Annotated in this window: 26 protein-coding genes and 1 pseudogene; 22 read left to right on the top strand and 5 right to left on the bottom strand. The window is 62.1% G+C overall.

From position 1 onward, the window contains the following. Nucleotides 1–12 precede the first annotated feature (12 nt). The 13 genes from ldtR (at nt 13) to O1Y97_RS18670 (ending at nt 12,240) form a co-directional block, all read left to right on the top strand. The gene (gene ldtR, locus O1Y97_RS18730; RefSeq protein ID WP_055971496.1) at nt 13–528 is read left to right on the top strand and encodes a transcriptional regulator LdtR; all 516 of its coding nucleotides are present in this window, start codon (nt 13–15) and stop codon (nt 526–528) included. Nucleotides 529–859: 331 nt separating this feature from the next. Continuing rightward, nucleotides 860–2,113, top strand: a complete 1,254-nt coding sequence (locus O1Y97_RS18725; protein WP_108609943.1) for a L,D-transpeptidase family protein — start codon at nt 860–862, stop codon at nt 2,111–2,113. A gap of 178 nt (nt 2,114–2,291) precedes the next feature. After that, complete coding sequence (glyA, locus tag O1Y97_RS18720; RefSeq protein ID WP_108608498.1) at nt 2,292–3,593, top strand: serine hydroxymethyltransferase; 1,302 nt, start codon at nt 2,292–2,294, stop codon at nt 3,591–3,593. Between the two features lie 177 nt (nt 3,594–3,770). Then, nucleotides 3,771–4,235, top strand: coding sequence for a transcriptional regulator NrdR (gene nrdR / locus O1Y97_RS18715; RefSeq protein WP_108608497.1), 465 nt, complete (start codon nt 3,771–3,773; stop codon nt 4,233–4,235). A gap of 15 nt (nt 4,236–4,250) precedes the next feature. Continuing rightward, entirely contained in the window at nt 4,251–5,366 is a 1,116-nt protein-coding gene (gene ribD, locus O1Y97_RS18710; RefSeq protein WP_404801199.1) for a bifunctional diaminohydroxyphosphoribosylaminopyrimidine deaminase/5-amino-6-(5-phosphoribosylamino)uracil reductase RibD, read from the top strand. Next, nucleotides 5,366–5,983 (top strand): riboflavin synthase, encoded by a 618-nt coding sequence (locus O1Y97_RS18705; protein ID WP_108608495.1) that lies wholly within the window; start codon nt 5,366–5,368, stop codon nt 5,981–5,983. Before ribD ends, O1Y97_RS18705 begins: the two co-directional genes overlap by 1 nt. 116 nt (nt 5,984–6,099) lie before the next feature. Further along, a complete protein-coding gene (locus O1Y97_RS18700) occupies nt 6,100–6,564 on the top strand; it encodes a 6,7-dimethyl-8-ribityllumazine synthase (protein WP_108608494.1) in 465 nt (154 codons plus the stop codon). Then, nucleotides 6,561–7,061, top strand: a complete 501-nt coding sequence (gene nusB / locus O1Y97_RS18695; RefSeq protein ID WP_318761970.1) for a transcription antitermination factor NusB — start codon at nt 6,561–6,563, stop codon at nt 7,059–7,061. Before O1Y97_RS18700 ends, nusB begins: the two co-directional genes overlap by 4 nt. Beyond that, a complete protein-coding gene (locus O1Y97_RS18690; protein ID WP_108608492.1) occupies nt 7,058–8,260 on the top strand; it encodes an MFS transporter in 1,203 nt (400 codons plus the stop codon). Before nusB ends, O1Y97_RS18690 begins: the two co-directional genes overlap by 4 nt. 156 nt (nt 8,261–8,416) lie before the next feature. Further along, nucleotides 8,417–9,328, top strand: coding sequence for a glycine betaine ABC transporter substrate-binding protein OsmF (osmF, locus tag O1Y97_RS18685; RefSeq protein ID WP_108608491.1), 912 nt, complete (start codon nt 8,417–8,419; stop codon nt 9,326–9,328). Between the two features lie 58 nt (nt 9,329–9,386). Continuing rightward, nucleotides 9,387–10,553, top strand: a complete 1,167-nt coding sequence (locus O1Y97_RS18680; protein ID WP_318761969.1) for an ABC transporter permease — start codon at nt 9,387–9,389, stop codon at nt 10,551–10,553. After that, a complete protein-coding gene (locus O1Y97_RS18675) occupies nt 10,550–11,488 on the top strand; it encodes an ABC transporter ATP-binding protein (protein ID WP_183261853.1) in 939 nt (312 codons plus the stop codon). The genes O1Y97_RS18680 and O1Y97_RS18675 overlap by 4 nt, the downstream gene beginning before the upstream one ends. Next, a complete protein-coding gene (locus O1Y97_RS18670; protein WP_108608488.1) occupies nt 11,485–12,240 on the top strand; it encodes an ABC transporter permease in 756 nt (251 codons plus the stop codon). The genes O1Y97_RS18675 and O1Y97_RS18670 overlap by 4 nt, the downstream gene beginning before the upstream one ends. Before the next feature lie 4 nt (nt 12,241–12,244). On the opposite strand, the gene O1Y97_RS18665 is transcribed toward O1Y97_RS18670, so the two are convergent. Beyond that, nucleotides 12,245–12,508, bottom strand: a complete 264-nt coding sequence (locus O1Y97_RS18665) for a hypothetical protein (RefSeq protein ID WP_318761968.1) — start codon at nt 12,506–12,508, stop codon at nt 12,245–12,247. A 46-nt stretch (nt 12,509–12,554) separates the two neighbouring features. On the opposite strand from O1Y97_RS18665, the gene O1Y97_RS18660 reads away from it, so the two are divergent. Further along, nucleotides 12,555–13,049: a DUF2165 family protein gene (locus O1Y97_RS18660; RefSeq protein ID WP_183261846.1), complete on the top strand. Its 495-nt coding sequence runs from the start codon at nt 12,555–12,557 to the stop codon at nt 13,047–13,049. A gap of 194 nt (nt 13,050–13,243) precedes the next feature. Continuing rightward, nucleotides 13,244–15,385, top strand: coding sequence for a sodium-translocating pyrophosphatase (locus O1Y97_RS18655; protein ID WP_108608486.1), 2,142 nt, complete (start codon nt 13,244–13,246; stop codon nt 15,383–15,385). A gap of 172 nt (nt 15,386–15,557) precedes the next feature. Here the strand turns inward: O1Y97_RS18655 and O1Y97_RS18650 are convergent, their stop codons facing one another. Continuing rightward, nucleotides 15,558–16,091 (bottom strand): outer membrane protein assembly factor BamE, encoded by a 534-nt coding sequence (locus O1Y97_RS18650; protein ID WP_183261844.1) that lies wholly within the window; start codon nt 16,089–16,091, stop codon nt 15,558–15,560. Between the two features lie 112 nt (nt 16,092–16,203). Between O1Y97_RS18650 and O1Y97_RS18645 the strand changes: the two genes are divergently transcribed. The 6 genes from O1Y97_RS18645 to O1Y97_RS18620 all read left to right on the top strand — a co-directional run bounded on the left by O1Y97_RS18645 (nt 16,204) and on the right by O1Y97_RS18620 (nt 20,579). Next, the gene (locus O1Y97_RS18645) at nt 16,204–16,746 is read left to right on the top strand and encodes a ubiquinol-cytochrome C chaperone family protein (protein ID WP_318761967.1); all 543 of its coding nucleotides are present in this window, start codon (nt 16,204–16,206) and stop codon (nt 16,744–16,746) included. 12 nt (nt 16,747–16,758) lie between these two features. Then, nucleotides 16,759–17,313, top strand: a complete 555-nt coding sequence (locus O1Y97_RS18640; protein ID WP_108608484.1) for a YceD family protein — start codon at nt 16,759–16,761, stop codon at nt 17,311–17,313. A gap of 105 nt (nt 17,314–17,418) precedes the next feature. Next, nucleotides 17,419–18,486 (top strand): phosphate acyltransferase PlsX, encoded by a 1,068-nt coding sequence (gene plsX / locus O1Y97_RS18635; protein WP_108608483.1) that lies wholly within the window; start codon nt 17,419–17,421, stop codon nt 18,484–18,486. An 11-nt stretch (nt 18,487–18,497) separates the two neighbouring features. Continuing rightward, nucleotides 18,498–19,469, top strand: coding sequence for a beta-ketoacyl-ACP synthase III (locus O1Y97_RS18630; RefSeq protein ID WP_318761966.1), 972 nt, complete (start codon nt 18,498–18,500; stop codon nt 19,467–19,469). A 132-nt stretch (nt 19,470–19,601) separates the two neighbouring features. Further along, on the top strand, nt 19,602–19,925 hold the full coding sequence (locus tag O1Y97_RS18625) for an integration host factor subunit alpha (protein ID WP_055971437.1): 324 nt from the start codon (nt 19,602–19,604) through the stop codon (nt 19,923–19,925). Nucleotides 19,926–20,039: 114 nt separating this feature from the next. Further along, the gene (locus O1Y97_RS18620) at nt 20,040–20,579 is read left to right on the top strand and encodes a MerR family transcriptional regulator (protein WP_318761965.1); all 540 of its coding nucleotides are present in this window, start codon (nt 20,040–20,042) and stop codon (nt 20,577–20,579) included. 548 nt (nt 20,580–21,127) lie between these two features. Here O1Y97_RS18620 and O1Y97_RS18615 read toward each other — a convergent pair. Next, the gene (locus O1Y97_RS18615; protein ID WP_318761964.1) at nt 21,128–22,432 is read right to left on the bottom strand and encodes a hypothetical protein; all 1,305 of its coding nucleotides are present in this window, start codon (nt 22,430–22,432) and stop codon (nt 21,128–21,130) included. A gap of 195 nt (nt 22,433–22,627) precedes the next feature. Further along, on the bottom strand, nt 22,628–23,764 hold the full coding sequence (locus tag O1Y97_RS18610; RefSeq protein WP_318761963.1) for a helix-turn-helix transcriptional regulator: 1,137 nt from the start codon (nt 23,762–23,764) through the stop codon (nt 22,628–22,630). A 158-nt stretch (nt 23,765–23,922) separates the two neighbouring features. On the opposite strand from O1Y97_RS18610, the pseudogene O1Y97_RS18605 reads away from it, so the two are divergent. Further along, a pseudogene (locus tag O1Y97_RS18605) lies at nt 23,923–24,624 on the top strand (SOS response-associated peptidase). 122 nt (nt 24,625–24,746) lie between these two features. Here the strand turns inward: O1Y97_RS18605 and O1Y97_RS18600 are convergent. Further along, entirely contained in the window at nt 24,747–25,424 is a 678-nt protein-coding gene (locus O1Y97_RS18600) for an outer membrane protein (RefSeq protein ID WP_183261829.1), read from the bottom strand. Nucleotides 25,425–25,465 lie beyond the last annotated feature (41 nt).

Below are 25,465 nucleotides of genomic sequence, written 5' to 3'. Positions count from 1 at the left end.
GAGGCAAAGACAATGATCAATTCGCGTCAGGTGGCTAAGCCCGCCATGGTTTCCGAGGACCGCAACGAAGCGATCCGTTCGCTTTACATGGAATCGCTGCAGCTGGTTGAAAGACTTCATCGCCGTCTTCTTGACGTTATCAAGGATGAGTTCGACCGCAACGGCCGTAGCGACATCAATGCGATCCAGGCTTTGCTGCTGTTCAACATTGGCAATGCGGAACTGACCGCCGGCGAATTGCGCTCCCGCGGCTACTATCTCGGCTCGAATGTCTCCTACAACCTCAAGAAGCTGGTCGAGCTCGGCTTCATCAATCACCAGCGCTCGCGCATCGACCGTCGCTCGGTCCGCGTCAGCCTGACGCCCAAGGGCCAGGACGTGGCCGAGGTCGTGGCCGGCCTCTATGACCGCCACGTTGGCTCGATCGAGCAGGTCGGCGGCATCAACACCGACGAGTTCAAGCAGATGAACCGCGCCCTGCAGCGCCTCGACCGCTTCTGGAACGACACCATCGCTTATCGCATGTAAGCGTCACGGCCCGCGCGGCGCCGCAAGTCCGCCCAAAAGGAAACGACCTCCAGTCGCAGGGCCGGTTGCAGAAATGCACCGGCTCTTCCTTTTTCGGATCGCGCCGGTGCGATCAAAGGCGGCCCAGCCATGTTGCCGCCATATTCGGATGACTATCGAAAAACAGTGATGCGCCAGATCTGCCTGTTCGGCCGTCAGCAACCCGTGCAATGAAGTCGCGTTTCACGCGTAGTGATGCCGGGTTATGGTTGGCTAATTGTTAAGTATGGCCGTCATATCGTCGCGGGAAATCTCCTGCCGGTTGAGTTGCGCGAATATGTCTGGGATGTCCATGAAAACTAGCCGCCGTTTCTTTCTCACCGGTGCCGGCGCGATCGCCATGGCAGCCATCTCGGGTGCAGCCAGCGCTCAGGACGTGATCGGCGAAGTGCTCGGTTCGTCGCGGCGCGGCAACTGGGACGATGAATTCGACGCCAAGGTGAGCCAGGGGGCCAAGGTCGCCAGCACGCTTCCCGTGTTCTCGCAGCAGACCGTGGCCTACACCCAGCAGGCCATCGGCCAGTATCAGAACATCGCAGCACAGGGCGGCTGGCCGGTCGTTCCGGCCACCAAGAAGCTCAAGCTGGGCGTCGAGGACCCTGATGTCGAGGTCCTGCGCAAGCGCCTGATGGTGTCCGGCGACCTGTCGGCGCGCGCCGGCCTCTCCAGCTCCTTCGATACCTATGTCGACGCCGCGCTGAAGCGCTTCCAGGCGCGTCACGGCCTGCCGGCCGACGGTGTCATGGGCCAGTACACCTATGCGGCGATGAACATCAGCGCCCAGGTCCGCCTTGGCCAGCTCGAGACCAATCTCGGCCGCCTGCAGGCGCAGGCCGGCACGCTCGGCCAGCGCTATGTCAACGTCAACATTCCGGCCGCCCAGGTCGAGGCCGTCGAGGACGACCGTGTCGTCCTGCGCCACACCGCGATCGTCGGTAAGGTCGATCGTCAGTCGCCGATCGTCAATTCCAAGATCAACGAGATCGTCGTCAACCCCTACTGGAATGCCCCGGTGTCGATCGTCCGCAAGGACATCATCCCGCTGATGCGCAAGAACCCCAATTACCTGACGGACAACAAGATCCGCCTCATTGCCCCCGATGGCAGCGAGGTCGATCCGATGACCGTCGACTGGTCGACCGAAGAGGCCGCCAAGTACCTGTTCCGCCAGGACCCGGGTGCCATCAACGCCATGGCGTCGGTGAAGATCAACTTCCCGAGCCCGGACGGCGTCTACATGCACGACACGCCGCAGCAGAGCCTGTTCAACAAGCTCATGCGCTTCGATTCCTCGGGCTGCGTGCGTGTCCAGAACGTCCGCGACCTCGTCACCTGGATCCTGCGCGACACGCCCGGCTGGAGCCGCCAGCATTTCGAGCAAACCATCAAGTCGGGCGAAAACACCCCGGTCCCCGTCTCCAACCCGGTGCCGGTCTATTTCACCTATGTTTCGGCCTGGTCGACCGGTGATGGCGTCGTTCAGTTCCGCGACGACATCTATGGCCGCGACGGGGTCGACGAGCTGCAGATCACCTCGGCGCTCTGAAACGTCGACAATGACTTTGAGAAGGCCGTCCTTCGGGGCGGCCTTTTTCGTTGTCGCGACGTTGTGGCGCAAAGCGACCACGAAATTTCGCGCTCCAAACGTGGCGACGCAGGGTCAAGTGTGTTAATGGCGCGCCGAACCTCTCCGATGCCCCCTCCGGACCTAAGGATCTTCAGCCATGGCCGCCTCGAAAAACCTCGAATCCTTCTTTGGAACCCCGCTGTCGGAGGCCGATCCCGAAATCTTCGGCTCGATCCGCAACGAACTCGGGCGCCAGCGCCATGAGATCGAGCTGATCGCCTCGGAAAACATCGTTTCCCGCGCCGTCCTTGAGGCGCAGGGCTCGATCATGACCAACAAATACGCCGAGGGTTATCCCGGCAAGCGTTACTATGGTGGCTGCCAGTTCGTCGACGTCGCGGAAGAGCTGGCGATCGAGCGCGCCAAGAAGCTGTTCGACTGCAAGTTCGCCAACGTCCAGCCGAATTCCGGCAGCCAGATGAACCAGGCGGTGTTCCTGGCCCTGCTGCAGCCGGGCGACACCTTCATGGGCCTCGACCTGAATTCGGGTGGTCACCTGACCCATGGTTCGCCGGTCAACATGTCCGGCAAGTGGTTCAAGGTCGTGTCCTACGGCGTTCGCAAGGACGACAATCTGCTCGACATGGACGAGGTCGCGCGCCTCGCCCGCGAGACCAAGCCGAAGCTGATCCTCGCCGGCGGCACCGCCTATTCGCGTATCTGGGACTGGAAGCGTTTCCGCGAGATCGCCGACGAAGTCGGCGCCTACCTAATGGTCGACATGGCCCACATCGCTGGCCTGGTTGCCGGCGGCGTGCACCCGTCGCCGCTGCCGCATGCCCATGTCGTCACCACCACCACGCACAAGTCGCTGCGCGGTCCGCGCGGCGGCATGATCCTCACCAATGACGAGGATATCGCCAAGAAGATGAACTCGGCCGTGTTCCCCGGCCTCCAGGGCGGCCCGCTGATGCACGTCATCGCTGCCAAGGCGGTTGCCTTCGGCGAGGCGCTGAAGCCGGAGTTCAAGACCTACGCGGCAAATGTCGCTGCCAACGCCAAGGCGCTCGCCGCCAGCCTCAAGGACACCGGCCTCGACATCGTTTCGGGCGGCACCGACAACCATCTGATGCTGGTCGATCTGCGTCCCAAGAATGCCACCGGCAAGCGCGCCGAGGCAGCGCTGGGCCGCGCCAACATCACCTGCAACAAGAACGGCATTCCCTTCGATCCGGAAAAGCCCTTCGTCACCTCGGGCGTCCGTCTCGGCACCCCGGCCGGCACGACCCGCGGATTCGGCGAGGCCGAGTTCCGCGAGATCGGCCAGTTGATCGCCGAAGTCCTGGACGGCCTCAAGGCGGCGAATTCCGACGAGGGCAACGCTGCCGTCGAGGCGGCGGTCAAGCGCAAGGTGGTCGACATGACCGAGCGCTTCCCGCTTTATCCTTATCTCGGCTAAGTCGCCGATGCGGGGAGGGCCTTTGGTCCACCCTTGAGAACTTTGGAGCCCCGTTCCGGCATGTCCGGGACGGGGCTCCTGCTTTTCGGCCGGGCTTGCCGCCAAAAGCGGTTTCCACTTTTCCGGATCATGCTTTAAGCCTTTCCCGGTCGGGGATTCGAATGACAAGGCCGAACGATGCGTTGCCCATATTGCCAGTCTGAAGACACGCAGGTGAAGGACTCCCGTCCGGCCGAGGACGGTGCTGCGATCCGCCGGCGGCGCATCTGCCCGGTCTGCGGCGGCCGCTTCACCACATTCGAGCGCGTGCAGCTGCGCGACCTCGTCGTGCTCAAGAAGACCGGCCGCAAGGTGCCGTTCGACCGCGACAAGCTGGCTCGGTCGGTCGAGATCGCCGTGCGCAAGCGCAACGTCGATCCCGAGCGCATCGAGCGCGCGGTGACCGGTATCGTTCGCCAGCTCGAAAGCTCCGGCGAAACGGAAGTTCCCTCGGGCGAGATCGGCCGCCTTGTGATGGAAGCGCTGAAGACGCTCGACGATGTCGCTTATGTGCGCTTCGCTTCGGTCTATCGCAATTTCCGCGAGGCCAAGGACTTCCATGAGGTATTGGGCGAGTTGAAAGGCGAAGAGGAAGCCGGCTGAGCGATGGCCAGGGATATGAGTGCATCCGAGCAGGACAGGATCGACCGCCGCTACATCGCGGCCGCTCTCAGGCTTTCGCGGAAGAATCTCGGCCTGACCTCGACCAATCCGGCAGTAGGCACGCTCATTGTCCGCGACGGCGGCAACGGACCGGTTATCGTCGGGCGCGGCGTCACTGCCATCGGCGGCCGTCCGCACGCCGAGGCCGAAGCTCTGGCCGAAGCCGGCGACCTTGCGCGGGGCGCCACCGCCTATGTCACGCTCGAACCGTGTGCTCATCACGGCCGCACGCCGCCCTGTGCCAATGCGCTCGTCAACGCCGGCATAACCCGTGTTGTCGGCGCTGCCAGCGACCCCGATCCGCGCGTATCGGGCAGGGGATACGCCATTCTTCGCGGCGCCGGTATCGAGGTCAAGGAAGGCGTGCTTGCCCGCGAGGCCGCCGATCAGCTTGCCGGATACATGAATCGGTCCTTGAGGAAGCGCCCTGAAGTGATTCTGAAACTTGCGCTTTCCGCCGATGGCATGATCGGCAGGCGCGGCCAGGGACAGATCGAGATCACCGGGCAGGTCGCCCGCCGCCAGGTCCACGTCATGCGCGCCGAAATCGATGCCATCCTGGTCGGCATCGGCACCGCACTTGCCGACGATCCCGAATTGACCGTGCGTTTGCCCGGGCTCCGCAACCGTTCGCCGGCACGCATCGTGCTCGACAGGCTCGCGCGGTTGCCGGCGACGTCGAAGCTGGCGCGATCGGCGCATGATGTGCCGGTGTTTGTCGCTGCGTGCCCGGAATGCGATCCGAAGAACCGGGCCGAACTCGAGCGCGCGGGCGTGAAATTCCTGGCGACAGAGACCTATGACGGCCGCGTGGCACTTCCCGAACTGCTTGAGGATCTCGCCAATCAGGGCATGTCGCGGATCATCGTCGAAGGCGGAGCCGACACCGCACGGGCCTTCCTCGACGAAGGTCTGGTCGACCGGATCGCGCTGTTTTCCGGTCCGGAGGCGATCGGGGCGGATGGTATTGCGGCCCCCATCGGTCGCGACCATATACCGGCAGGGTTCAGCCTTGTGCGCGAAGCGCGCTTCGGCGAGGACACCTTCGCCGAATGGATAAGGGAAATCTGATGTTCACCGGGATCGTCACCGACGTGGCCACAGTCGCGTCTGCAAAACCGCTCGACCAGGGCGTCCGCTTACGCTTCGACACCGCCTACGACCCGAAGACAATCGACATCGGCGCCTCGATTTCCTGCTCCGGCGTCTGCCTGACCGTGGTGGCGCTGCCCGAAGCCACGTCCAATGCCCGCTGGTTCGAGGTCGAGGCCTGGGAAGAAGCACTTCGCCTGACCACGGCAAGCGACTGGGCGGCCGGCCGCAAGGTCAATCTCGAACGCGCACTCAAGATCGGCGACGAACTTGGCGGCCATATCGTGTCGGGCCATGTGGATGGCATGGCCGAGATCGTGGCGCGCGAGGACGAGGGCGAGGCGGTGCGCTTTCGCCTGGAAGCCCCGCGCGAGCTGGCGAAATTCATTGCTCCCAAGGGCTCGGTCGCGCTCGACGGCACGTCGCTGACCGTCAACAAGGTCGAGGGCACGCGCTTCGACGTGCTGTTGATTCATCACTCGCTGCAGGTCACGACATGGGGCGAGCGCAACGTCGGCGACCGCGTCAACCTCGAGGTCGACACCATGGCGCGCTATGCGGCACGCCTTGCCGACGCTGCCAGGGAAGGGCTCTGAGCCACGCTGCGTGCCACCGGTCGGCCGGCCAGCGGTTTCCTGCCACAGTGCTTAACACTTCGCTTGCGAACTCATCCGGTTCGGCCTAAGTCAGCCGCTCCTGCCGGAGATTTGACATGGCCAACGACAAGAAACTGAAGCTCCTCATTGTTGAGGCGCGCTTTTACGACGACCTCGCAGACGCGCTGCTGGACGGCGCCAAGTCTGCCTTGGCCGATGCCGGTGCATCCTATGACGTGGTGACCGTTCCCGGCGCGCTCGAAATTCCGGCCGTGATCTCGTTTGCGCTCGACGCTGCCGACGACGAAGGCACGCATTATGACGGCTATGTCGCCCTCGGCACCGTCATTCGCGGCGAGACCTACCACTTCGACATCGTTGCCAACGAGTCCTGCCGCGCCTTGATGGACCTTGCGGTTTCGGAATCGATCTGCGTCGGCAACGGCATCCTGACTGTCGAAAACGACGACCAGGCCTGGGCCCGTGCGCGCCGCAATGAAGGCGACAAGGGCGGCTTTGCCGCGCGTGCCGCACTGACCATGATCGCAGTTCGCGAAAAACTCGGAGCTGCACGGTCGTGACGTCTCCCGAAGACAAACCCCAGCCGCCCGCACGCCAGGCCAACAAGCGCGGGGCTGCCCGTCTTGCGGCCGTCCAGGCGCTCTACCAGATGGACGTCGCAGGCAGCGGCCTGCTCGAAATCACCGCGGAATACGAGGCCTTCCGCCTCGGCAAGGAAGTCGACGGCGCGCTCTACCGCGAAGCCGACGCCCAGTGGTTCCGCGCCATTCTCGCTGGCGTGGTGGAGAACCAGAAGACCGTCGATCCGGTGATCCGCCAGTCCCTGACCGAGGATTGGCCGCTGTCGCGCCTCGATTCGACGCTGCGCGCCATCCTGCGCGCCGGTGTCTACGAGTTGATGAAGCGCCAGGACGTTCCCGTGGCCGTGATCGTGTCGGAATATGTCGACATCGCCAAGGCCTTCTACGCCGACGACGAGCCCAAGCTCGTCAACGCCGTACTCGACCGTGTCTCCCGCAAGCTGCGCGGCGAGGGTAAGGGCAAGGACGCATTATGACCGGTGGCGAACGCGAAGCGCGGCGGACAGCTTATATCCTCGCCGCATCGCAAGCCATCATCGGCTCCGCCGCCCCGATCGCCTTCTCGCTTGGTGGCTTGGCCGGCTTCTACCTCCTTGATACCGACAAGTCGCTCGCGACTGCCCCGATCACCGGTTTCAGCGTCGGCATGGCGCTCGGTGCGCTTCCCGCTGCCGCGATCATTCGCGGGCTCGGACAGCGCGGTGGCTTCATGTTCGGTACCGCCGTCACCGCCGTCGGCGGCGCGATCGCCACGCTGGCGCTGTTTCGCTCGGAGTTCTGGCTGTTTGTCTTCGGCCTTCTGATGCTCGGCGTCGGCAGTGCCTTCGTGCAGCAGTTCCGTTTTGCCGCCGCCGACAACGCGCCGCCCGAATTCAAGGCGAACGCGATTTCCTTCGTGCTGGCCGGCGGCATTGTCACCGCCATCCTCGGCCCACAGATCGTCATTTTCACGCGTGAAATGTTCGCGCCGGTGATGTTCGCCGGCTCCTTTGCCGCGATTATCGGGCTCGCAGCGGTTGGCGCTGTCATCCTGTCCTTCCTCAGGGTGAAGGAAGTGACTGGCGTTCATGCCGAAGCCTCGCAGGCGGACGCGCGCCCGATGCTCGAGATCTTGGCGCAACCGCGCTTTGCCGCCGCACTCGTCTGTGCTGTCGGTACCTATTCCCTGATGACCTTCGTTATGACCGGTGCACCCCTTGCCATGGTCGGCTGCGGATTTTCGCCGGACGAGGCGACGCTCGGCATTTCCTGGCATGTCATGGCGATGTTCGGCCCGAGCTTCTTCACCGGGCGCCTGATCCAGCGCTTTGGCCCTGAGCGCATCGTCGGCCTGGGCGTCTTGCTGCTGATCGGCTGCGCCATCGTGGCACTGTCGGGCATCGCGCTTTGGCAGTTCTGGACGTCACTCATCCTGCTCGGACTCGGCTGGAATTTCGGCTTCATAGGCGCGACGGCCATTGTGTCCACAGCCTATCGCCCGTCGGAAAAGGGCAAGGTCCAAGGCTTTCATGACTTCATCCTGTTCAGCTCGGTGGCCCTTGCATCGCTGATGTCGGGCGCAGTTTACAACGCCTATGGCTGGGACATGCTCGCCTGGATTGTCTTCCCCATCTGCGCGGTTTGCTTGGCCGCGCTGGCGACTCTGTCGTTCGCGCGCCGGAGCCGGACTGCCTGACAGGAGGATGTCGGCAATCGAGGCCGGCGATTACTTCAAAATACAAAATAATATTGCGCAGCCCCTGCGCATTGTGAAATCGTATGCCCCGACGGAAGCTGGATCGCCATGCTCATATGCGGTCACCGAATTCCGGCAACGAGAAGGGGCTTCACCATGCGTCAGACCAGAACAATCGCCGCAGCGGCAATCGCACTCGGCCTTGCCACCAGCGCTGCAAGCGCACAGGTGGTCGTGTCTTCCAAGATCGACACCGAAGGCGGCGTGCTCGGCAACATCATTCAGGCCGTGCTCAATGCCAACGACATCGCCACCACCGACCGCATCCAGCTCGGCGCGACGCCGGTCGTCCGCAAGGCAATCGCGGCAGGCGAGATCGACATCTATCCCGAATATACCGGCAACGCCGGCTTCTTCTTCGAAAAGGCCGATGATCCGGTCTGGAAAGATGCTGCCAAGGGCTTCGAAACCGCCAAGAAGCTCGACTACGACGCCAACAAGATCGTCTGGCTGTCGCCATCGCCGGCCAACAACACCTGGGCGATCGCGCTGCGCAAGGACCTCGCCGACGCCAACAAGCTCGCCACCCTCAGCGATTTCGGCAAATACGTCGCCGGCGGTGGCACCGTCGTGCTGGCGGCATCGTCCGAGTTCGTCAATTCGGCTGCAGCACTTCCCGCCTTCCAGACCACCTACGGCTTCACGCTCAAGCCAGAGCAGTTGATCACGCTGTCGGGCGGCGACACGGCCGCCACCATCGGCGCTGCCGCCAACCAGACCAACGGCGCCAATGCGGCCATGGTCTATGGCACCGATGGCGGCATCGCTCCATCGGGCCTGGTCGTGCTCGACGACGACAAGGGTGTGCAGCCGGTCTATCAGCCGGCCCCGATCATTCGCGAGGCAGTTCTCAAGGAGCACCCACAGATCGAAACCCTGCTCAAGCCGGTGTTCGAAAAGCTCGACCTCGTCACGCTTCAGGAGCTCAACGGCCGCGTCCAGGTTGGCGGCGAGCCGGCCAAGGCTGTTGCCGAAGATTTCCTGAAGAAGAACGGCTTTCTGAAGTAAGCTTCCTCGGCGCGCCTCATCAGGGGCGCGCCGTCGGAACCGGGGACGCATCGCGACAGTGGGCATCAGGTTCGACAAGCTGGGCGTGGTGATCGCCGCGATCACCGCCTATGGCGCCTTCTTGGCGCCATTTGCCACCTTTCGCGCCAACCGCATCGTGGCCGGTGAGCCGCGCTCGATTGTCGAGGCTCTGCCGTCTCCGGCAGGGCTCGTGCTGCTGGTCATCCTGGTCGCGGCCGGTCTCGTTGCCCTGTTCAAGACGCCGCTGGCCGCGCGTCTTGGCGCCAGTGCCATTGCCCTGGTTTCCCTAGCCCTGCTGATCGGCAATGCCGGCAGCTATCTGACGCCGGAGGGCAACACCTTCGCCCGCATCTCGCCGGCCTCTGGTTTTTGGCTCTTGATCTTCGCCTTCACGCTTTTGCTCGCTGATGTCCTGACAAGGCTGCAGCTTTCACCTGTGGGGCGGGTCGTCGTCCTCGGCATTGCCGCGGCTGCGGTTTGGCTTCTGCTCGCCTCGGGTCAATGGGACAGCCTGTCGATCCTCAAGGAATACGCCAACCGTGCCGACAGTTTCTGGAACGAGGCGAAGCGCCATGTCCAGCTGGCGCTCGGCTCGCTTGCCGCTGCGGTGCTGGTCGGAATACCGCTGGGCATCCTGTGCCATCGCGTCGAGGCGCTGCGCGCGGGCGTGCTCAACGTGCTCAACATCGTCCAGACCATTCCTTCCATCGCGCTGTTCGGCATCTTGATCGCGCCGCTCGGCTGGGTTGCCGCCAATGTCCCCGGCGCTTCAGCGCTCGGCATTCGCGGCATCGGCGCGGCGCCGTCATTCGTCGCGCTGTTTCTCTATTCGCTGCTCCCCGTGGTGGCGAACACCGTCGTCGGGCTCGCTGGGGTTCCCCGAACTGCCAATGATGCGGCGCGCGGCATGGGCATGACCGGCTGGCAGCGCTTGTCGGGCGTCGAGTTTCCGCTGGCGTTTCCCGTCATCCTCACCGGCATACGCATCGTGCTGGTCCAGAACATCGGCCTTGCCACCATCGCTGCCCTGATCGGCGGTGGCGGCTTCGGCGTCTTCGTCTTCCAGGGCGTTGGCCAGACGGCAATGGACCTCGTGCTGCTCGGTGCGGTCCCCACTGTGGCGCTGGCCTTTGCCGCTGCCATCATCCTCGACGCGGTGGTCGAACAAGTCGCGACCCGCAGATCCACGACGGTGGCCGCATGATCGAAATCGAAAACATCACCAAGCGCTATGGCGACGCCGCGGTCGTTGACGATGTCTCGATGGTCATCGAGCCGCACACACTGACGGTCATCGTCGGCACTTCGGGTTCCGGCAAGACCACGCTTCTGCGCATGATCAACCGCCTGGTGGAGCCCACGTCGGGCACGATCAAGCTCGACGGTGTCGATAACCGTTCAGTCCCGGGCCACGAACTTCGCCGCAGCATCGGCTACGCCATCCAGGGCAACGGGCTGTTTCCCCACCGCACGGTGGCGCAGAACATAGGTACCGTTCCGTTGCTTCTCGGTTGGGATGCCGCGCGCATCAAGGCCCGGGTCGATGAATTGATGTCGCTGCTGCAGCTCGACCCGGCAGCCTTCGGTCCGCGCTATCCGCATGAGCTGTCGGGCGGGCAGCAGCAGCGTGTCGGCGTCGCCCGCGCGCTTGCTGCCGAACCCAACGTCCTTTTGATGGACGAACCCTTCGGTGCGCTCGATCCGATCATCCGCACCAAGGCACAGCAAGATCTGCTGGCGATCCAGAAGCGGTTCGGCACCACCATCATCCTCGTCACCCACGACATGGAAGAAGCCGTCCATCTGGGCGACCGCATTGCCGTCATGGATGCCGGCAAGCTGATCCAGTACGCATCGCCGGCCGAAATCCTGGCAAAACCGGCGACGGGATTCGTCGAGACGCTGGTCGGGGCCAGCGACCGTCCTTTCAAGCTCCTGTCGCTCGGAGAGGTCCGCGATGCCGTCGAGCCGGGCAGTGCCGATGGCGAGGGCATAGCTGCCGAGGCGAGCCAGCGCGACGCGCTCGCCGAACTCCTCTGGTCGGGACGCGCTGCCATGCCGGTGACATCGGAAGATGGCACGGCCATCGGGCGCGTGACAGTCCAAGGCCTGGTCAAGCGCGCCGCGAGGCCACAATGAAGGCCTGGATTCCGCTGCTGTTGCGGCTTTGCCTGCTGGCCCTGTTGGTCGCGTTCCTGAGCAACCCGCTATGGTTCGAGCCGTTGCTCAAGCCGCTGACGCAGAATGGCGCACCTGCGATCTACAATCAGGGCAGCCTTTCGTCGCTGGCGTTCCAGCATTTGCGCACGGTCGCCATCGCCACCGCTGCCGCGATCGTCGTTGCGGTTGCGCTCGCCATCCTGGTCACGCGGCCGGCCGGCGTCGAATTCCTGCCTTTGTCACGCAGCCTGGTGAATATCGGCCAGACGTTTCCGCCAGTGGCGGTGCTTGCACTGGCTGTGCCGGCCGTCGGCTTTGGCGAGAAGCCAACCCTGATCGCGCTGTTTCTCTACGGTCTGCTGCCGATCTTCGAGAACACGCTGACTGGGCTGACCACCACTCCGGCCAATGTCGTCGAGGCGGCGCGAGGTGCGGGCATGACGGGCTGGCAGCGCCTGCTCAAGATCGAGCTGCCGCTCAGCGTGCCGGTGATTCTCGCCGGCATCAGGCTTTCCGTTGTCATCAGCCTTGCCACGGCGACCATCGGCTCGACGGTTGCCGCCAAGACGCTCGGTGAGGTCATTATCGCCGGGCTGCAGTCCAACAACCTCGCTTTCGTCCTGCAGGGCGGGTTGATCGTCGCGGCACTTGCGGTGCTGATCTATGACGCACTGTCGGCGCTGGAGCGCATGGCTGCCAGGCGCATGGGGCAGGGCGTCGGCCACGCCTGACGTTTCACCGCCCGCGAACGGGGTGGTCGAGTGTCACTTCGAGCCGGCTGCGCGACCGGTCGACGATCCAACGGCGGCGCATGACTGCAAAGTCATGCGAGGTGCCGCCAGAAGATATCGACACTACGTCCCCGATCTGACAGTCGGCAGACAGCCGCACTTCTTCCAGCTCGACGTCGATGCCGTTCTTCCCGGCATATGCTTTTGCCGTCGCTGTCAGCGAAATGCTGACCGGGCGGCCGGTTGCATCGTTGCCGAGACTCGGCAATTGATCTGGTTGATGCCCCGATGTTTGACCTGCAGGAGTTCTTGCCATGACCTTGCGTCTCTCAAAGATCGTAATGTCCCTTTGCCTCGCGGCCTTCGCCTTCCTTGTAGCGTTCGGCAACATCACTGACTATGGCTCCAATTTCGCCTTCGTTCAGCATGTGCTCAGCATGGACACCACATTTCCGGGCAATGCGCTGATGTATCGCTCGATCACCAGCCCTGCTTTGTGGACCGCCGGTTATTGGCTGATCATTGTCGGCGAAGCATTGACCTGCGTGCTGTTCCTGGTCGCAGCTTTCAAGCTCTGGCAAGCCCGCAAGGGTTCCGGCAGGGAATTCAACGATGCCAAGGGCTTTGTCGTCATCGGCGCCACCATGGGTTTCCTTGTCTGGTTCCTCGGCTTCATGGTCGTCGGCGGTGAGTGGTTCGCCATGTGGCAGTCCAGCACCTGGAACGGCCAGGAGGCCGCATTCAAGTTCTACATGACGATGCTGGCTGTGCTGATCTTCGTCAACCAGCCGGACCATGATCTCGCCTGAGTTGAATTTGTCGTTTGAGTTCAGCCTATTCGGGGCAGGCGGCGAAAGCCGGGACAAAAGCTTGGCGATGTCTTGACGTTCGCTGCCCTGTTTCGGATTGTTCGCCAGGGGCCGGAAACCGCGTAGAGGCTGCCGGTCTCGTTCACTAGCCCGGGGAGGGGAATTCCGGGCACAATCAGGGAAGAGAATTGGCAATGACAATGCTTTACGTCGTCATCGCCTGCGGCCTGCTATCTGTCCTTTACGCCATATGGGCGACTCAGTCGGTTCTCGCAGCCGACCAGGGCAATGCGCGCATGCAGGAAATCTCCGCCGCCATCCGGGAAGGTGCGCAGGCATATCTGGCGCGCCAATACACCACCATCGCCATCGTCGGCGTCGTCGTGTTCCTGCTCGCTTGGTGGCTGCTTTCCGCATCCGCGGCGATCGGCTTTTTGATTGGTGCAGTGCTTTCGGGGGCCGCCGGTTTCATCGGCATGCATGTCTCGGTTCGCGCGAATGTTCGTACCGCCCAGGCAGCCTCCAACAGCCTCGCCGCCGGCCTCGATATCGCCTTCAAGTCGGGCGCCATCACCGGCATGCTGGTTGCCGGCCTCGCCTTGCTTGGTGTCTCGGTCTACTACCTCATTCTCACCGGCCCGATGGGCTACGGGCCTGCTGATCGCGTTGTCATCGATTCGCTCGTGGCGCTCGGCTTCGGCGCCTCGCTGATCTCGATCTTCGCCCGTCTCGGTGGCGGTATCTTCACCAAGGGTGCCGATGTCGGCGGCGATCTAGTCGGCAAGGTCGAAGCTGGAATTCCCGAGGATGATCCGCGCAACCCGGCCACCATCGCCGACAACGTCGGCGACAATGTCGGCGATTGTGCCGGCATGGCCGCCGACCTGTTCGAGACCTATGCGGTGACCGTCGTCGCCACCATGGTCCTGGGCGCCATCTTCTTCGGCGGCACGGAAGTGCTTTCCAATGTCATGCTCTATCCGCTCGCCATCTGCGGCGCCTGCATCATCACCTCGATCATCGGCACTTTCTTCGTCAAGCTCGGTTCCAACGGCTCGATCATGGGCGCCCTCTACAAGGGGCTGATCGTCACCGGCCTGTTGTCCATCGTCGGTCTTGGGGCGGCGACGTCGCTGACTGTCGGTTGGGGCGAGATCGGCACCGGTGGCGGCGTGCTGATTACGGGCCAGAACCTGTTCATCTGCGGCCTCGTCGGCCTCGTGGTAACGGGCCTGATCGTCGTCATCACCGAGTATTACACCGGCACCAACAAGCGGCCGGTCAACTCGATCGCCCAGGCGTCGGTCACCGGTCACGGCACCAACGTCATCCAGGGCCTGGCGGTGTCGCTCGAATCGACGGCACTTCCGGCGATCGTCATCGTCGGCGGCATCATCTCGACGTTCCAGCTTGCCGGCCTGTTCGGTACGGCGATCGCGGTTACCACGATGCTCGGCCTTGCCGGCATGATCGTTGCGCTTGATGCCTTCGGCCCTGTCACCGACAATGCCGGTGGCATTGCCGAAATGGCCGGCCTGCCCAAGGAAGTGCGCCATTCCACCGACGCGCTCGACGCGGTCGGCAACACCACCAAGGCTGTCACCAAGGGCTACGCCATCGGCTCCGCCGGTCTCGGCGCGCTGGTGCTGTTTGCCGCCTACAGCTACGATCTGCAGTACTTCGCCGCCAACAGTGCGCAGTACCCGTACTTTGCCGATATCGGCACGGTGTCGTTCGACCTGTCCAACCCCTACGTCGTCGCCGGCCTGATCTTCGGCGGCCTCATCCCTTATCTGTTCGGCGGCATCGCCATGACCGCCGTCGGCCGGGCCGCGGGCGCCATCGTCGAGGAGGTGCGCAAGCAGTTCCGCGAGGATCCGGGCATCATGAAGGGAACGTCCAAGCCCAACTATGCTCGTGCGGTCGATCTGCTGACCAAGGCGGCGATCAAGGAAATGATCATCCCGTCGCTGCTGCCGGTTCTGGCGCCGCTGGTCGTCTATTTCGGCGTGCTTCTGATCTCCGGTTCCAAGGCCTCGGCTTTCGCGGCCCTAGGCGCCTCGCTGCTCGGCGTCATCGTCAACGGCCTGTTCGTGGCCATCTCGATGACCTCGGGCGGCGGCGCATGGGACAACGCCAAGAAGTCGTTCGAGGACGGCTTCACCGACAAGGACGGCGTCAAGCACCTGAAGGGCTCGGAGGCGCACAAGGCGTCGGTGACGGGCGATACCGTCGGCGATCCCTACAAGGACACCGCCGGTCCGGCCGTGAACCCGGCGATCAAGATCACCAACATCGTCGCGCTCCTGCTGCTCGCCGTCCTGGCGCATAGCTGATCAACGCCCGGCAGGCGATTGCGCTTGCCGATGCTGTCTGCTCGATCCAGCCCCGTCCGCACCATGCGGGCGGGGTTTTTTCGCGTGCTGGCAGATGAGGGCGCAAAGAAAAACCCGCGGGATTGCTCCCGCGGGTTCTGTTGCCTGAGATTTCTGAAAAGTCTTGTGCGGCCTAGCTGCCGCCGAAAATGCTGCTGGCCGCGCTCGAGCCCATCTTGCCCGCGCCTGCAAGCAGCTGGCCGAGGAAGTTCTGGTCCTTGCCGCCGGTCGGCGTCGTGCGCGAGATGAAGTCGAACACCTTGCCATCCTGCATGCCGTAGTTGGCGATGTTGGTGACGCGCCCGTCGGCGCCGAAATAGACGGCCAGCACGCGCTGTTCGACAAGCTTGGGCTTGGCGAAGGCGACGGCGCGTTTGCGCGTCTGCGAGATGTAATAAAACACCTCGTTGTCGAAGGTCGCTGTCGTCGACGGCGTGCCCAGCGCAAGCAAGACCTGCTCGCGGCTGGAACCAACGGGCACGGAATCGATCGACTGCTGGTCGATGACGTAGCCCTGGGTCAGCGTCTCGCTGGGGGTCAGGTCACCGAAGGTCTTCGAGGTGTTGCACGCCGAAAGCGCGGCTGCGGCCACGATTAGCGAAACTGCGCCAGCCGGACGCAACGAAAATGGCATCTTGAATTTCAGCGAGTGCAACAACAACTCCATCCTGTCGTGCCAGAGCCTCTGCTTGCGCGAAGCCGCAAAACCGGTAAACCAGCTTGCGCGCCGATGCAACAAGGCCACTTAGCGAAACGGGTCCCCGGGAGACCGCCCTCAAATGTTCCAGCGTCTGTTTGGCCGTGAACGCCAAGCCAACCGCGCCATCACGGACGCGCTCTATACACGAATCGTGGCAGCGGCGCGGCAGGAGCCATTTTATTCCGCCTGGGACGTGCCCGATACGCCGCTTGGCCGTTTCGAGATGCTTTCCCTGCACATGTTCCTGTTCCAGCATCGCCTGCGCGGCGAAACCGGGGCTTCCGCCGACATTGCCCAGCAGCTGATCGACGAGTTCTTCCTCGATGTCGATCATTCCCTGCGTGAGCTCGGCATCAGCGATGTCGGCGTGCCCAAGCGCATGAAGAAGCTGGCCAAGATGTTCTACGGCCGCACCGAGTCCTACAAGGACGCGCTCGAGCGCGACGATCACGCCGCCCTTGCTGCGGCGCTGATGCGCAACGTTCGTCCGGATGCCAAGGAATGGCCCCAGGCCTCGGAACTCGCGGATTATGTCTTTGCGGCGAATCGCGCTCTGGCAGAGCTGCCTTCGCAGGATATATGTGCCGGCAAACTGACATATCCGGTGCCGCAGGCAGCCTGAAGGAGGCGACCCATGAAATTTGATGAGACCCGAAGCCCGGTTTCCTTCCCGGTCAACATCGCGCGGCTGCCACAAAAGGGCATGGCCGTTGTGGTCGATGCAGATGCGGCGCAGCGCGCAGCTCTTGCCGAGGCCCACGACCTGGTGTCGGTAGAACGCTACAAGGCGGACCTCTTGGTCACCAAATGGAAGCGCAACGGCGTCAAGGTCAGCGGCCGCGTGCAGGCTCGGATCACCCAGGCATGCATCGTCACGCTCGACCCGGTCGAAGCGACCATCGACGAGGATATCGAAGGCGTCTACCTGCCCGAGGATTCCAAGCTTGCCAGGCAGGGCTTCAATTCTGCCGGCGAAATCCTGCTGGATGCCGATGGTCCCGACAGCCCGGAAACCTTCACCGGCGACACGATTGACGCAGGCGCCCTTGCCGAGGAATTCTTCGGCCTGGCCATCGATCCTTATCCGCGCAAGACGGGTGCCGCGGTCGCCAGCTCCGGCGACGACGACATCGAGCCGATCGAGAGCGAATTCCAGAAAAAGCTCCGCCTGATATCCAAGAAACTTTGAAAACGCCCGCCGTTTCGCGTAATCCCGGTTGTGCGGTCGTCCAGAACCGCTATTTTCGCCGGACTTTTGCCTGCCCTGCGACGCCAACAGTGAGATGACCGACGCGTGATCAAGATTTCCATTGATGCCATGGGTGGCGATCACGGCCCTTCCGTGATCATTCCCGCCTTGGCCAAGGTCGCCACCAGGCGCACCGATATTCGCTTCATCATCTACGGCCGCGAGGAAGTGGTTCGTCCCGAATTGGCCAAGCAGCCGCGGCTGGCCGCCGTCAGCGAGTTCGTTCACTGCGAGGTTGCGGTGAGGATGGACGACAAGCCCAGCCAGGCGCTGCGCCAGGGCCGCTGGAAATCCTCGATGTGGAAGGCCATCGAGGCGGTCAAGTCCGACACCGCCGATGCCTGCGTGTCCGCCGGCAATACCGGCGCGCTGATGGCGATGTCGAAATTCTGCCTGCGCACCATGGCCACCATCGATCGGCCGGCGATCGCCGCCCTATGGCCGACGACGCGTGGCGAGAGCGTGGTGCTCGATGTCGGCGCCACCATCGGTGCCGACGCGCACCAACTCATCGATTTCGCCATTCTCGGCACCGGCATGGCGCGGGCGCTGTTCGGCATCGAGCGGCCAACCGTCGGCCTGCTCAATGTCGGCGTCGAAGAGATCAAGGGCCAGGAAGAGGTCAAGGAAGCCGGACGCATGCTGCGCGAGGCCAATATGGCATCGATGACCTACCAGGGCTTCGTCGAGGGCGACGATATCGGCAAGGGCGTCACCGACGTCGTTGTCACGGAGGGGTTTTCGGGCAACATCGCGCTCAAGACCGCCGAAGGCACCGCGCGCCAGATTGGCGGCTATCTGCGCGAAGCGATGAGCCGCACGCTGATGGCCAAGATCGGCTACATCTTCGCCAAGGGCGCATTCGACCGCCTGCGCGAGAAGATGGATGTGCGCCGCGCCAATGGCGGCGTGTTCCTCGGCCTCAATGGGATCGTGGTGAAGAGCCATGGCGGGGCCGACGCGGACGGCTTCGCTGCCGCCATCGAAATGGCATATGATATGGTCCGGAACCGGCTGCTCGACCGCATCGAGGCCGATCTGGATTTGTTTCATGCACGCAACCCACATGCTCAGATGGGGCGCCCCGCTGCTGCGGTCGAAGATCAGGAATAGGATTTTTCAAAGTGATCAGATCAGTTGTGCGCGGCATCGGTTCGGCGCTGCCCCGCCGCATCATGAAGAACGCCGATTTCGAAGGCATGGTCGAGACCTCGGACGAGTGGATCGCCCAGCGCACAGGCATCCGTCAGCGTCATATCGCCGCCGACGACGAAACGACGGCCTCGCTGGGCGAGGCGGCCGCCCGTGCCGCCCTTGCCAATGCCGACTTGACGCCTGACGATATCGACCTGATCGTGCTGGCGACCTCGACGCCCAACAACACATTCCCGGCGACCGCAGTCGAGATCCAGAACCGGCTCGGCATGCGCCACGGTTTCGCTTTCGACATGCAGGCGGTGTGCAGCGGCTTCGTCTATGCCGTCACCACTGCCGACCTCTACATCAAGGGCGGTCTTGCCAAGCGCGTCCTGGTCATTGGTTCCGAGACCTTCTCGCGCATCCTCGACTGGAGCGACCGCTCGACCTGCGTGCTGTTCGGCGATGGTGCCGGTGCGCTGGTGCTCGAGGCCGAGGAAGGGCAGGGCACTATCGCCGACCGTGGCGTTCTGGCGGCCAGCCTGCGCTCCGACGGCACCCACAAGGACAAGCTCTATGTCGACGGCGGGCCGTCGACGACCGGCACGGTCGGCCATCTCAAGATGGAAGGACGCGAAGTCTTCAAGCACGCAGTCGGCATGATCACCGACGTGATCGAGGATGTTTTTGCCCAGACCGGCGTTTCGGCCGACACGCTCGACTGGTTCGTGCCGCATCAGGCCAACAAGCGCATCATCGATGCGTCGGCCAAGAAACTCGGCATCGCCGAAGACAAGGCCGTGGTCACCGTGCATCTCCATGGCAACACATCCGCCGCCTCGGTGCCGCTGGCGCTTTCCACCGCCGTTGCCGACGGCCGCATCAAGAAGGGCGATCTCGTCATGCTTGAAGCCATGGGCGGTGGCTTTACCTGGGGTGCCGTCCTTCTCAGGTGGTGATTTTGGCGCCTCGGCAAAGCCCGTACGGCGTCCGCCCCAAGGTCATGGCATCGGTCCTTGACCTTGACGGATCAATTACTTAACCTCCGCCGCGTTTGCTGAATTTCAGATTTTTGAGGATTGGACCGTCGCATGGGGGGAAAGACACTTACGCGTGCCGACCTCGCTGAATCCGTCTACCGGAAAGTCGGCCTTTCGCGCACCGAATCGGCGCAACTGGTCGAAACGGTTCTCGACGAAATCTGCGAAGCGATCGTGCGCGGCGAGACGGTCAAATTGTCGTCTTTCGCCACATTTCATGTCCGCGACAAGAACGAACGTGTCGGCCGCAACCCCAAGACCGGCGAAGAAGTGCCGATCCTGCCGCGCCGGGTGATGACCTTCAAGGCGTCCAACGTGCTCAAGAGCCGCATCCTGCGGGCTCACCAGAACGGCAAGTCCAAAGCCGCCAAATAGCGAATACTCCGCTCTAAGCGGTTGAAAGCCTGGTGTGTGATTCGCACCGGGCTTGAATGTTGCCGCGCAAACCGCTGAAATGAATCACGAATCGTTTTTGCGAAAGTGGCGACCATGGACAAGAGCCCCGACGCCTTCCGCACCATAAGCGAAGTGGCCGAAGACCTCGACTTGCCGCAGCACGTACTGCGCTTCTGGGAGACGCGTTTCACCCAGATCAAGCCGATGAAGCGCGGTGGCGGCCGCCGCTATTACCGGCCGCAGGATGTCGAACTCATCAAGGGCATTCGGCACATGCTCTATGAGCAGGGCTACACCATCAAGGGTGTGCAGAAGCTGTTGCGCGACAACGGCAACCAGTTCCTCGTCGCAGTCGGCAGCGGCGACATGAAGGCTGTCGAGGCGATCGCACAGCGCAAGCAGGCTGAAGCACCGATGACGCCCGCAGCCCAGCCGCGCGGCGCCGACGAGGAGATGCTGGTCGGCGAGGCTCGGGCCAAGCCGAGCCGCCGTTTCTTCGGGCTTGGAAAGGGCGACGAAGACGGGCCCGTAGCCGCCGACAGTGGCAAGCTTTCCCGCGACAATCGCGCCCTGCTGCAGGAGGCCTTGTTCGACCTTCTCGAGTGCAAGCGGCTGCTCGATCAGGTGCGCTGAAGCGGCTCCACTGGGATTTTGGCCAGCGGCATCAATATCTTGCCTCGCGATGGAGAAGTTTGGCGGGAAAGCCGCCGAATTGGGTTGACCAGGACGCCATTATCAAGATACATCGCGACCGGTCCGGAGTGTAGCGCAGCCGGGTAGCGCACTTGACTGGGGGGGATAGTCTCTCAGCGCGCTTTATTCAAAGAATCCAATGCATTCTGATCTGTCGCTGCACTCGTTGTGGGACTTTTCGTGGGGCCGGTTGCTTCCAGCGCAGCACGCACGTCTTCTTTCATCGCATGGCATATTTGGTGGTGGTCGCGACGTCGCGATGGCCCAGCAAGCTCCTGGACGCTCTTGCGCAGCACGCGCGTTGCGACGCGCCTGACGCTCATTCGCCCGCGGGCTCCGGCCGGCGAGGCTATTGCATTTCAGGCGCAAACAAAAACCCCGGCGCGAGGCCGGGGCTAGGGGAGTGTGTACCCCTCAAAGCCGGTAATTCAGCCCGACCGTTGTCGTGTGGACATCGATGTCGGCTTCGGCGTTGTCTGTAGCATTACCTAGTTGATTGCCTGTCCGAAGTTGGATCCGCTCATATTGGCTGAATAGAGAACACTATTTTTGCCCAGCCAATATGTCCCATTGACTACGTTTTCCCAGTAAAAACCAGTGTTTCCAACACCTATCGTCGTTCCGCCCATATATCCAGAAAACGCACTAACGTCCTGAAGTCGCTGAAGCTGCCCCAGCTGGTTGTAGACCGCCCCACGTCCCGAAATATCAAACCTGACATACCAGAGGTCGTCGGCTCCATTTCCGAATTTGTTGTAGTCAGGATCTTCGGCAACAGTGATGCGCGTGCCGTCGGCACCGAAGAACGTACAGCCGGGTGTCGCTTCGACACTCTGGCATACGTCCCCGTAGGCGGTCACGAAGGGGAAGGTGACCTTAGTGACCGTCGAGATGCGGGCCGTCTTGGGAACGCCAGGCATCGTCAGTTGGGCATGTTGCATCTGCCGGTCGAGGCGGTCGGCCAGTGCGCCGTTGGCCTCGGATGTGCTCGGTCCGAACTCCATGGAGAGCCTTGCACCGGCATAGGCCCCTTCGGTTGCGCCATCACGATAGCCGGCATAGACGGATGCAATCAGGTCGGAGTCGAAACGATAGCCCAGCCCAATCTGTCCGCCGTCGCCGAAATTTGGCGAAGTCCAAGCCGAGCCTTCGACCGAAAGCTTTCCAAAGGCCTTGCTGAAGTCGATCTTCGCAAAGATTCCATCGTCGCCGTTTTCAACGGCCAGTTCATAGCCTAGCTTTGCATCCACCCTCAGTGTCGGGTCGAGGTACGTCTCCAGGCCGGCCGAAATGCGGGTTCCGCTGGCGCCGTCGAAGCGTGTTTGGAAGATTGGCGTATCCGCCAGCAGGACTGAGGGACTGTTCCAGCCGTCGACGCCAAGGGAAATTTTTGATGAGCCGTTGAGACGCAGATCAAGGGAACTCGCGATGCTCCAAGTGTCTACGTTTTGATCGGTGGCCAATCCGAAGACATTGTCTGCATCTTCGCGAACGAATTGACCGGTGATGCTAAAACCCAATGCCTCGCTCAGATTTGCAGCGCTGCCGAGCATCAACCGTTCAAGGCCATTCCCCTTCTCCGCGGTCGCACCGAACGCGATTGGGAGATCGGCAAATGCAGCAACGATTCGTGCACTGAGCCGCTGTTGGAACTCATCGTTGGATACCTGCCCATCGATCGTTATTCGGACCGATTTCCGCTTGTCATCCGAGTGTGTGTCTTGGGCGCTGGCCGCAAAGGTTCCTGTTAGCCACGCAGCCGACGCTGCGAGAGCCAATTTCCTCAATTTCATTCTAATCCCCAGCCCAGCAGTCACATCGGCCTGAACGCGCGATGCGCTAACCTATGCGCTTGGACAAGGTCTTCGCATCACCTAGGTGGGTTACGTGTGCCGTGATCATATTAGATCGGGCCGGCCAGAAGACATGTGTTGGCAAAATACCCGAGCCGAGCGTTGCCAAACCTCGATCCATCGACCGCAACTTTGTTAAAGGCGTGGGTGTTCGCGTGCAATCAACACTGCGAGCTGGCTTTGCCTGCTGGTTTCGGTTTTCGCATAAATGGACTTCAACTGCGTCCTTACCGTATTGATGCTGATCGACCGGATGTCGGCATACTCGCGGGGGGAGATGCCCTCCGCTATAGCCTTGGCCAGCGCCAGCTCCGCCGGCGTCATCCCGTATCTGTCGAGTGATGGAACATCCGAATTTGCGCATTCCGTTTGGCGGTGGAAAACCAACATTGCGACCGGATGGTCTTCGAATAGACAATCGAACATCAATGACTTGGCATTGTGACGAACCGGGGCGAGGATCGCTTGCAGAGGCGAGCCGGTTGCACGTCGAATTACGAAGTCCCGCTGCAATTGCGCGTAATTTGCCCTGGCCATTGCGCCCAAAGCAGCTTGTAGCGCCGCATCGGCCTCCAAGTCCAGCAAATGCATGTACCCTGCACGATCGACGCGGATTATCGTATTTTCCCGACGCAGTGCATCGCCAGCCCGGTTGGAGTAAGTGATCCGCCCCGACCGGTCGATAAAGAACATCGCATCGTCCGCAAGCTGGGCAGTGGCGCGATAGTCTTCACCATTCACCAAGGTAGGGACATGGCGCAGCAAGTCGAATGAACGCGAGATGTGAGGTCCAAGAAGGTCGAGCAACCGGCTCAATGGTGCTCGCACCCATTCGGCTTCCTTGCATCGTATGTTGCCTGATAGAAACAGAAGTCTGTCTGGAGCGTTGTGCAGGACGATGGCACTGGCCGCCACAAGCCCCTGAGTGCTGAAATAATCATTGTAGAATTCGGTCCTGAAGAATTCATCTCTGTCGTAAAGCTGTTCCGACTGAACGACCTTCCCGATCGATGCTTTGGCCAAGCCTGGTGCCCAGACATTCTTGGCCGCATAATACGCGTCATAAGCGCTCAGGAAATCGGGATCTGTTTTGGACGACACCAATCCAAGGCCAGCGCTGGCGACAGCGTCATGCGCTTGCAAGCAGACTATCGTTCCACCCAGAAAGCCCGCCAAATTCTCGACGAACAGCGACCATTCCCGAGGGTCCAAACCTGCTTGATAGACCGAATGGACGAGATTGTTGAAGTCTTCCAACGTGATGCTAGACATATTTGCCGCGTCGCTCTCACTCTATTGAGAGTGATATGGATTCGACTTCGTTCCGTCAAATACGACGCCGCCTGCTCGATACTTGGCGCACCAACTGCAAGATGGCCCTAGTCCTGTCGTCTCGATTGCTCCGGTGGAATTGATGGGTATGCTGGCCCATGTGCGGCCGCGTCTTTGTCAAATCGACCCTCGCCGAAATGCTGCGTAGCTTTCGCTTCGCCGATCCAACAGCCGTTGGTGGCCTCGACAATGCCTTTCCGCGTTACAACGGCGCGCCCCAGGCCTGACCTATCCCATCATCGTGCAGGATGACGCGGTGAAGGGCAGCACGATGTTCGTCTCGGCCAAATGGGGGTTGATCCCATCCTGGCAGAAGGAAGCGGGCTCGATGAGGCCATCGTCGATCAATGCTCGTTCCGGGACCAACGCTACCAGTGGCATGTTCAAGCGCGCCTACGCCTCCAGGCGGTGCCTGATACCGATCGACGGCTATTTCGAATGGCGGGACATCCATGGCACGGGCAAGGACAAGCAACCCTACGCCATCGCCATGAAGGACGGCTCGCCCCTTCGCGCTGGCCGGCATCTTCGACATCTGGCGCAACCCTGCCACAGGCGAATTGGTACAGACCTTCTGCGTCGTCACCTGTCCGCCGAACGAACTGATGGCGACGATCCATGACAGGATGCCGGTCATCCTGGCACCTTCCGACTATGCCCGGTGGATCGGGCCAGAATTGGACCCTGCCGACCTGATGAAGCCGTTCCCGTCGGACCGGATGACGATGTGGAAGATCGGCCGGAAGGTCGGGTCACCGCGAAATGACACGCCCGACATTCTCGACCCGATTGAGGATTGATCTCGTCTGCCCGGCGAATAGACCGGATGCATGACGATAGCGCAGGTCCGCGCTATGTGAATGGCAATCTCCGAATACAAAAACCCCGGCCGGAGCCGGGGTTTGATTGCGTGTCGGCTATCTTAGAACCTGTAATTCACCCCGAGGCGAACAGTGTCGAATTTGGTTTCCGATTTAAAAAAGTCGTTTGCGAGTTCGGTCCACCCCAGATCGACGTGGAGATACTCGGCTTTGACGGACCAGTTTTGGTTTAGCGCATATTCAACGCCAGCACCGGCAGACCATCCAATGTTCGTGTCGGAGACGTAGAAAGCCGAGTCATCGACGATCTGCGACTTGACCCGGCCAATAGCGAGACCGCCAGTTCCGTAAACCAACAGATTGTCAAAAGCATAGCCTAGTCGAGCGCGGGCGGTAGCATACCAATCTACGTCGGTCGTACAGGCGTCGGAACCGCAGCCCCAGCTGCTACCGTCCGGCTGCCCCAAATTGCCCGGGCCAAAGGCTCCGTCAACGCCGGAAATTGAGAGGTCGGCCTCGATGCCGGCGACCCAGTTGCCTGCGAACTGCACGTTGTAACCGGCTGTAAGACCGCCGGCAAAGCCGTCCACATCAAACCAGTTGGAGGTGGCGCCGTCGTCAAATCGTGTATCGCCCCAGCCGTAAGCAGCCTGAAGGCCAACATATCCCCCGGTCCAGATGAAACCGGCGGAAACAGGAGCAACTTCCACAGTATCGGCTGCAAACGCAGCGCCCGAGACAGCGCACAGGAAGGTCGCGGTCAATAGAATCGATTTCATGCCCCACCTCATTATTTGACGGTTCTATAGCGCTCGCCAAA

This window comes from Aminobacter niigataensis (genome assembly GCF_946995915.1).
In the GTDB taxonomy this organism is placed as follows: domain Bacteria; phylum Pseudomonadota; class Alphaproteobacteria; order Rhizobiales; family Rhizobiaceae; genus Aminobacter; species Aminobacter niigataensis.
Note: the sequence above shows the minus strand (reverse complement) of the source record. Positions and strands in the feature narration are given on the sequence as shown.

Excerpts from the sequence above, each read along its gene's own strand:
- nrdR (WP_108608497.1), top strand. The coding sequence starts at position 3,771 with ATGCGTTGCCCATATTGCCAGTCTGAAGACACGCAGGTGAAGGACTCC.
- O1Y97_RS18650 (WP_183261844.1), bottom strand. The coding sequence starts at position 16,091 with ATGGAGTTGTTGTTGCACTCGCTGAAATTCAAGATGCCATTTTCGTTG.
- O1Y97_RS18705 (WP_108608495.1), top strand. The coding sequence starts at position 5,366 with ATGTTCACCGGGATCGTCACCGACGTGGCCACAGTCGCGTCTGCAAAA.
- O1Y97_RS18700 (WP_108608494.1), top strand. The coding sequence starts at position 6,100 with ATGGCCAACGACAAGAAACTGAAGCTCCTCATTGTTGAGGCGCGCTTT.
- osmF (WP_108608491.1), top strand. The coding sequence starts at position 8,417 with ATGCGTCAGACCAGAACAATCGCCGCAGCGGCAATCGCACTCGGCCTT.
- glyA (WP_108608498.1), top strand. The coding sequence starts at position 2,292 with ATGGCCGCCTCGAAAAACCTCGAATCCTTCTTTGGAACCCCGCTGTCG.
- O1Y97_RS18625 (WP_055971437.1), top strand. The coding sequence starts at position 19,602 with ATGGGGGGAAAGACACTTACGCGTGCCGACCTCGCTGAATCCGTCTAC.
- O1Y97_RS18660 (WP_183261846.1), top strand. The coding sequence starts at position 12,555 with ATGACCTTGCGTCTCTCAAAGATCGTAATGTCCCTTTGCCTCGCGGCC.
- O1Y97_RS18640 (WP_108608484.1), top strand. The coding sequence starts at position 16,759 with ATGAAATTTGATGAGACCCGAAGCCCGGTTTCCTTCCCGGTCAACATC.
- O1Y97_RS18610 (WP_318761963.1), bottom strand. The coding sequence starts at position 23,764 with ATGTCTAGCATCACGTTGGAAGACTTCAACAATCTCGTCCATTCGGTC.
- ribD (WP_404801199.1), top strand. The coding sequence starts at position 4,251 with ATGAGTGCATCCGAGCAGGACAGGATCGACCGCCGCTACATCGCGGCC.
- O1Y97_RS18690 (WP_108608492.1), top strand. The coding sequence starts at position 7,058 with ATGACCGGTGGCGAACGCGAAGCGCGGCGGACAGCTTATATCCTCGCC.
- O1Y97_RS18675 (WP_183261853.1), top strand. The coding sequence starts at position 10,550 with ATGATCGAAATCGAAAACATCACCAAGCGCTATGGCGACGCCGCGGTC.
- O1Y97_RS18615 (WP_318761964.1), bottom strand. The coding sequence starts at position 22,432 with ATGAAATTGAGGAAATTGGCTCTCGCAGCGTCGGCTGCGTGGCTAACA.
- O1Y97_RS18655 (WP_108608486.1), top strand. The coding sequence starts at position 13,244 with ATGACAATGCTTTACGTCGTCATCGCCTGCGGCCTGCTATCTGTCCTT.
- ldtR (WP_055971496.1), top strand. The coding sequence starts at position 13 with ATGATCAATTCGCGTCAGGTGGCTAAGCCCGCCATGGTTTCCGAGGAC.
- O1Y97_RS18620 (WP_318761965.1), top strand. The coding sequence starts at position 20,040 with ATGGACAAGAGCCCCGACGCCTTCCGCACCATAAGCGAAGTGGCCGAA.
- O1Y97_RS18670 (WP_108608488.1), top strand. The coding sequence starts at position 11,485 with ATGAAGGCCTGGATTCCGCTGCTGTTGCGGCTTTGCCTGCTGGCCCTG.
- O1Y97_RS18600 (WP_183261829.1), bottom strand. The coding sequence starts at position 25,424 with ATGAAATCGATTCTATTGACCGCGACCTTCCTGTGCGCTGTCTCGGGC.
- O1Y97_RS18645 (WP_318761967.1), top strand. The coding sequence starts at position 16,204 with ATGTTCCAGCGTCTGTTTGGCCGTGAACGCCAAGCCAACCGCGCCATC.
- O1Y97_RS18725 (WP_108609943.1), top strand. The coding sequence starts at position 860 with ATGAAAACTAGCCGCCGTTTCTTTCTCACCGGTGCCGGCGCGATCGCC.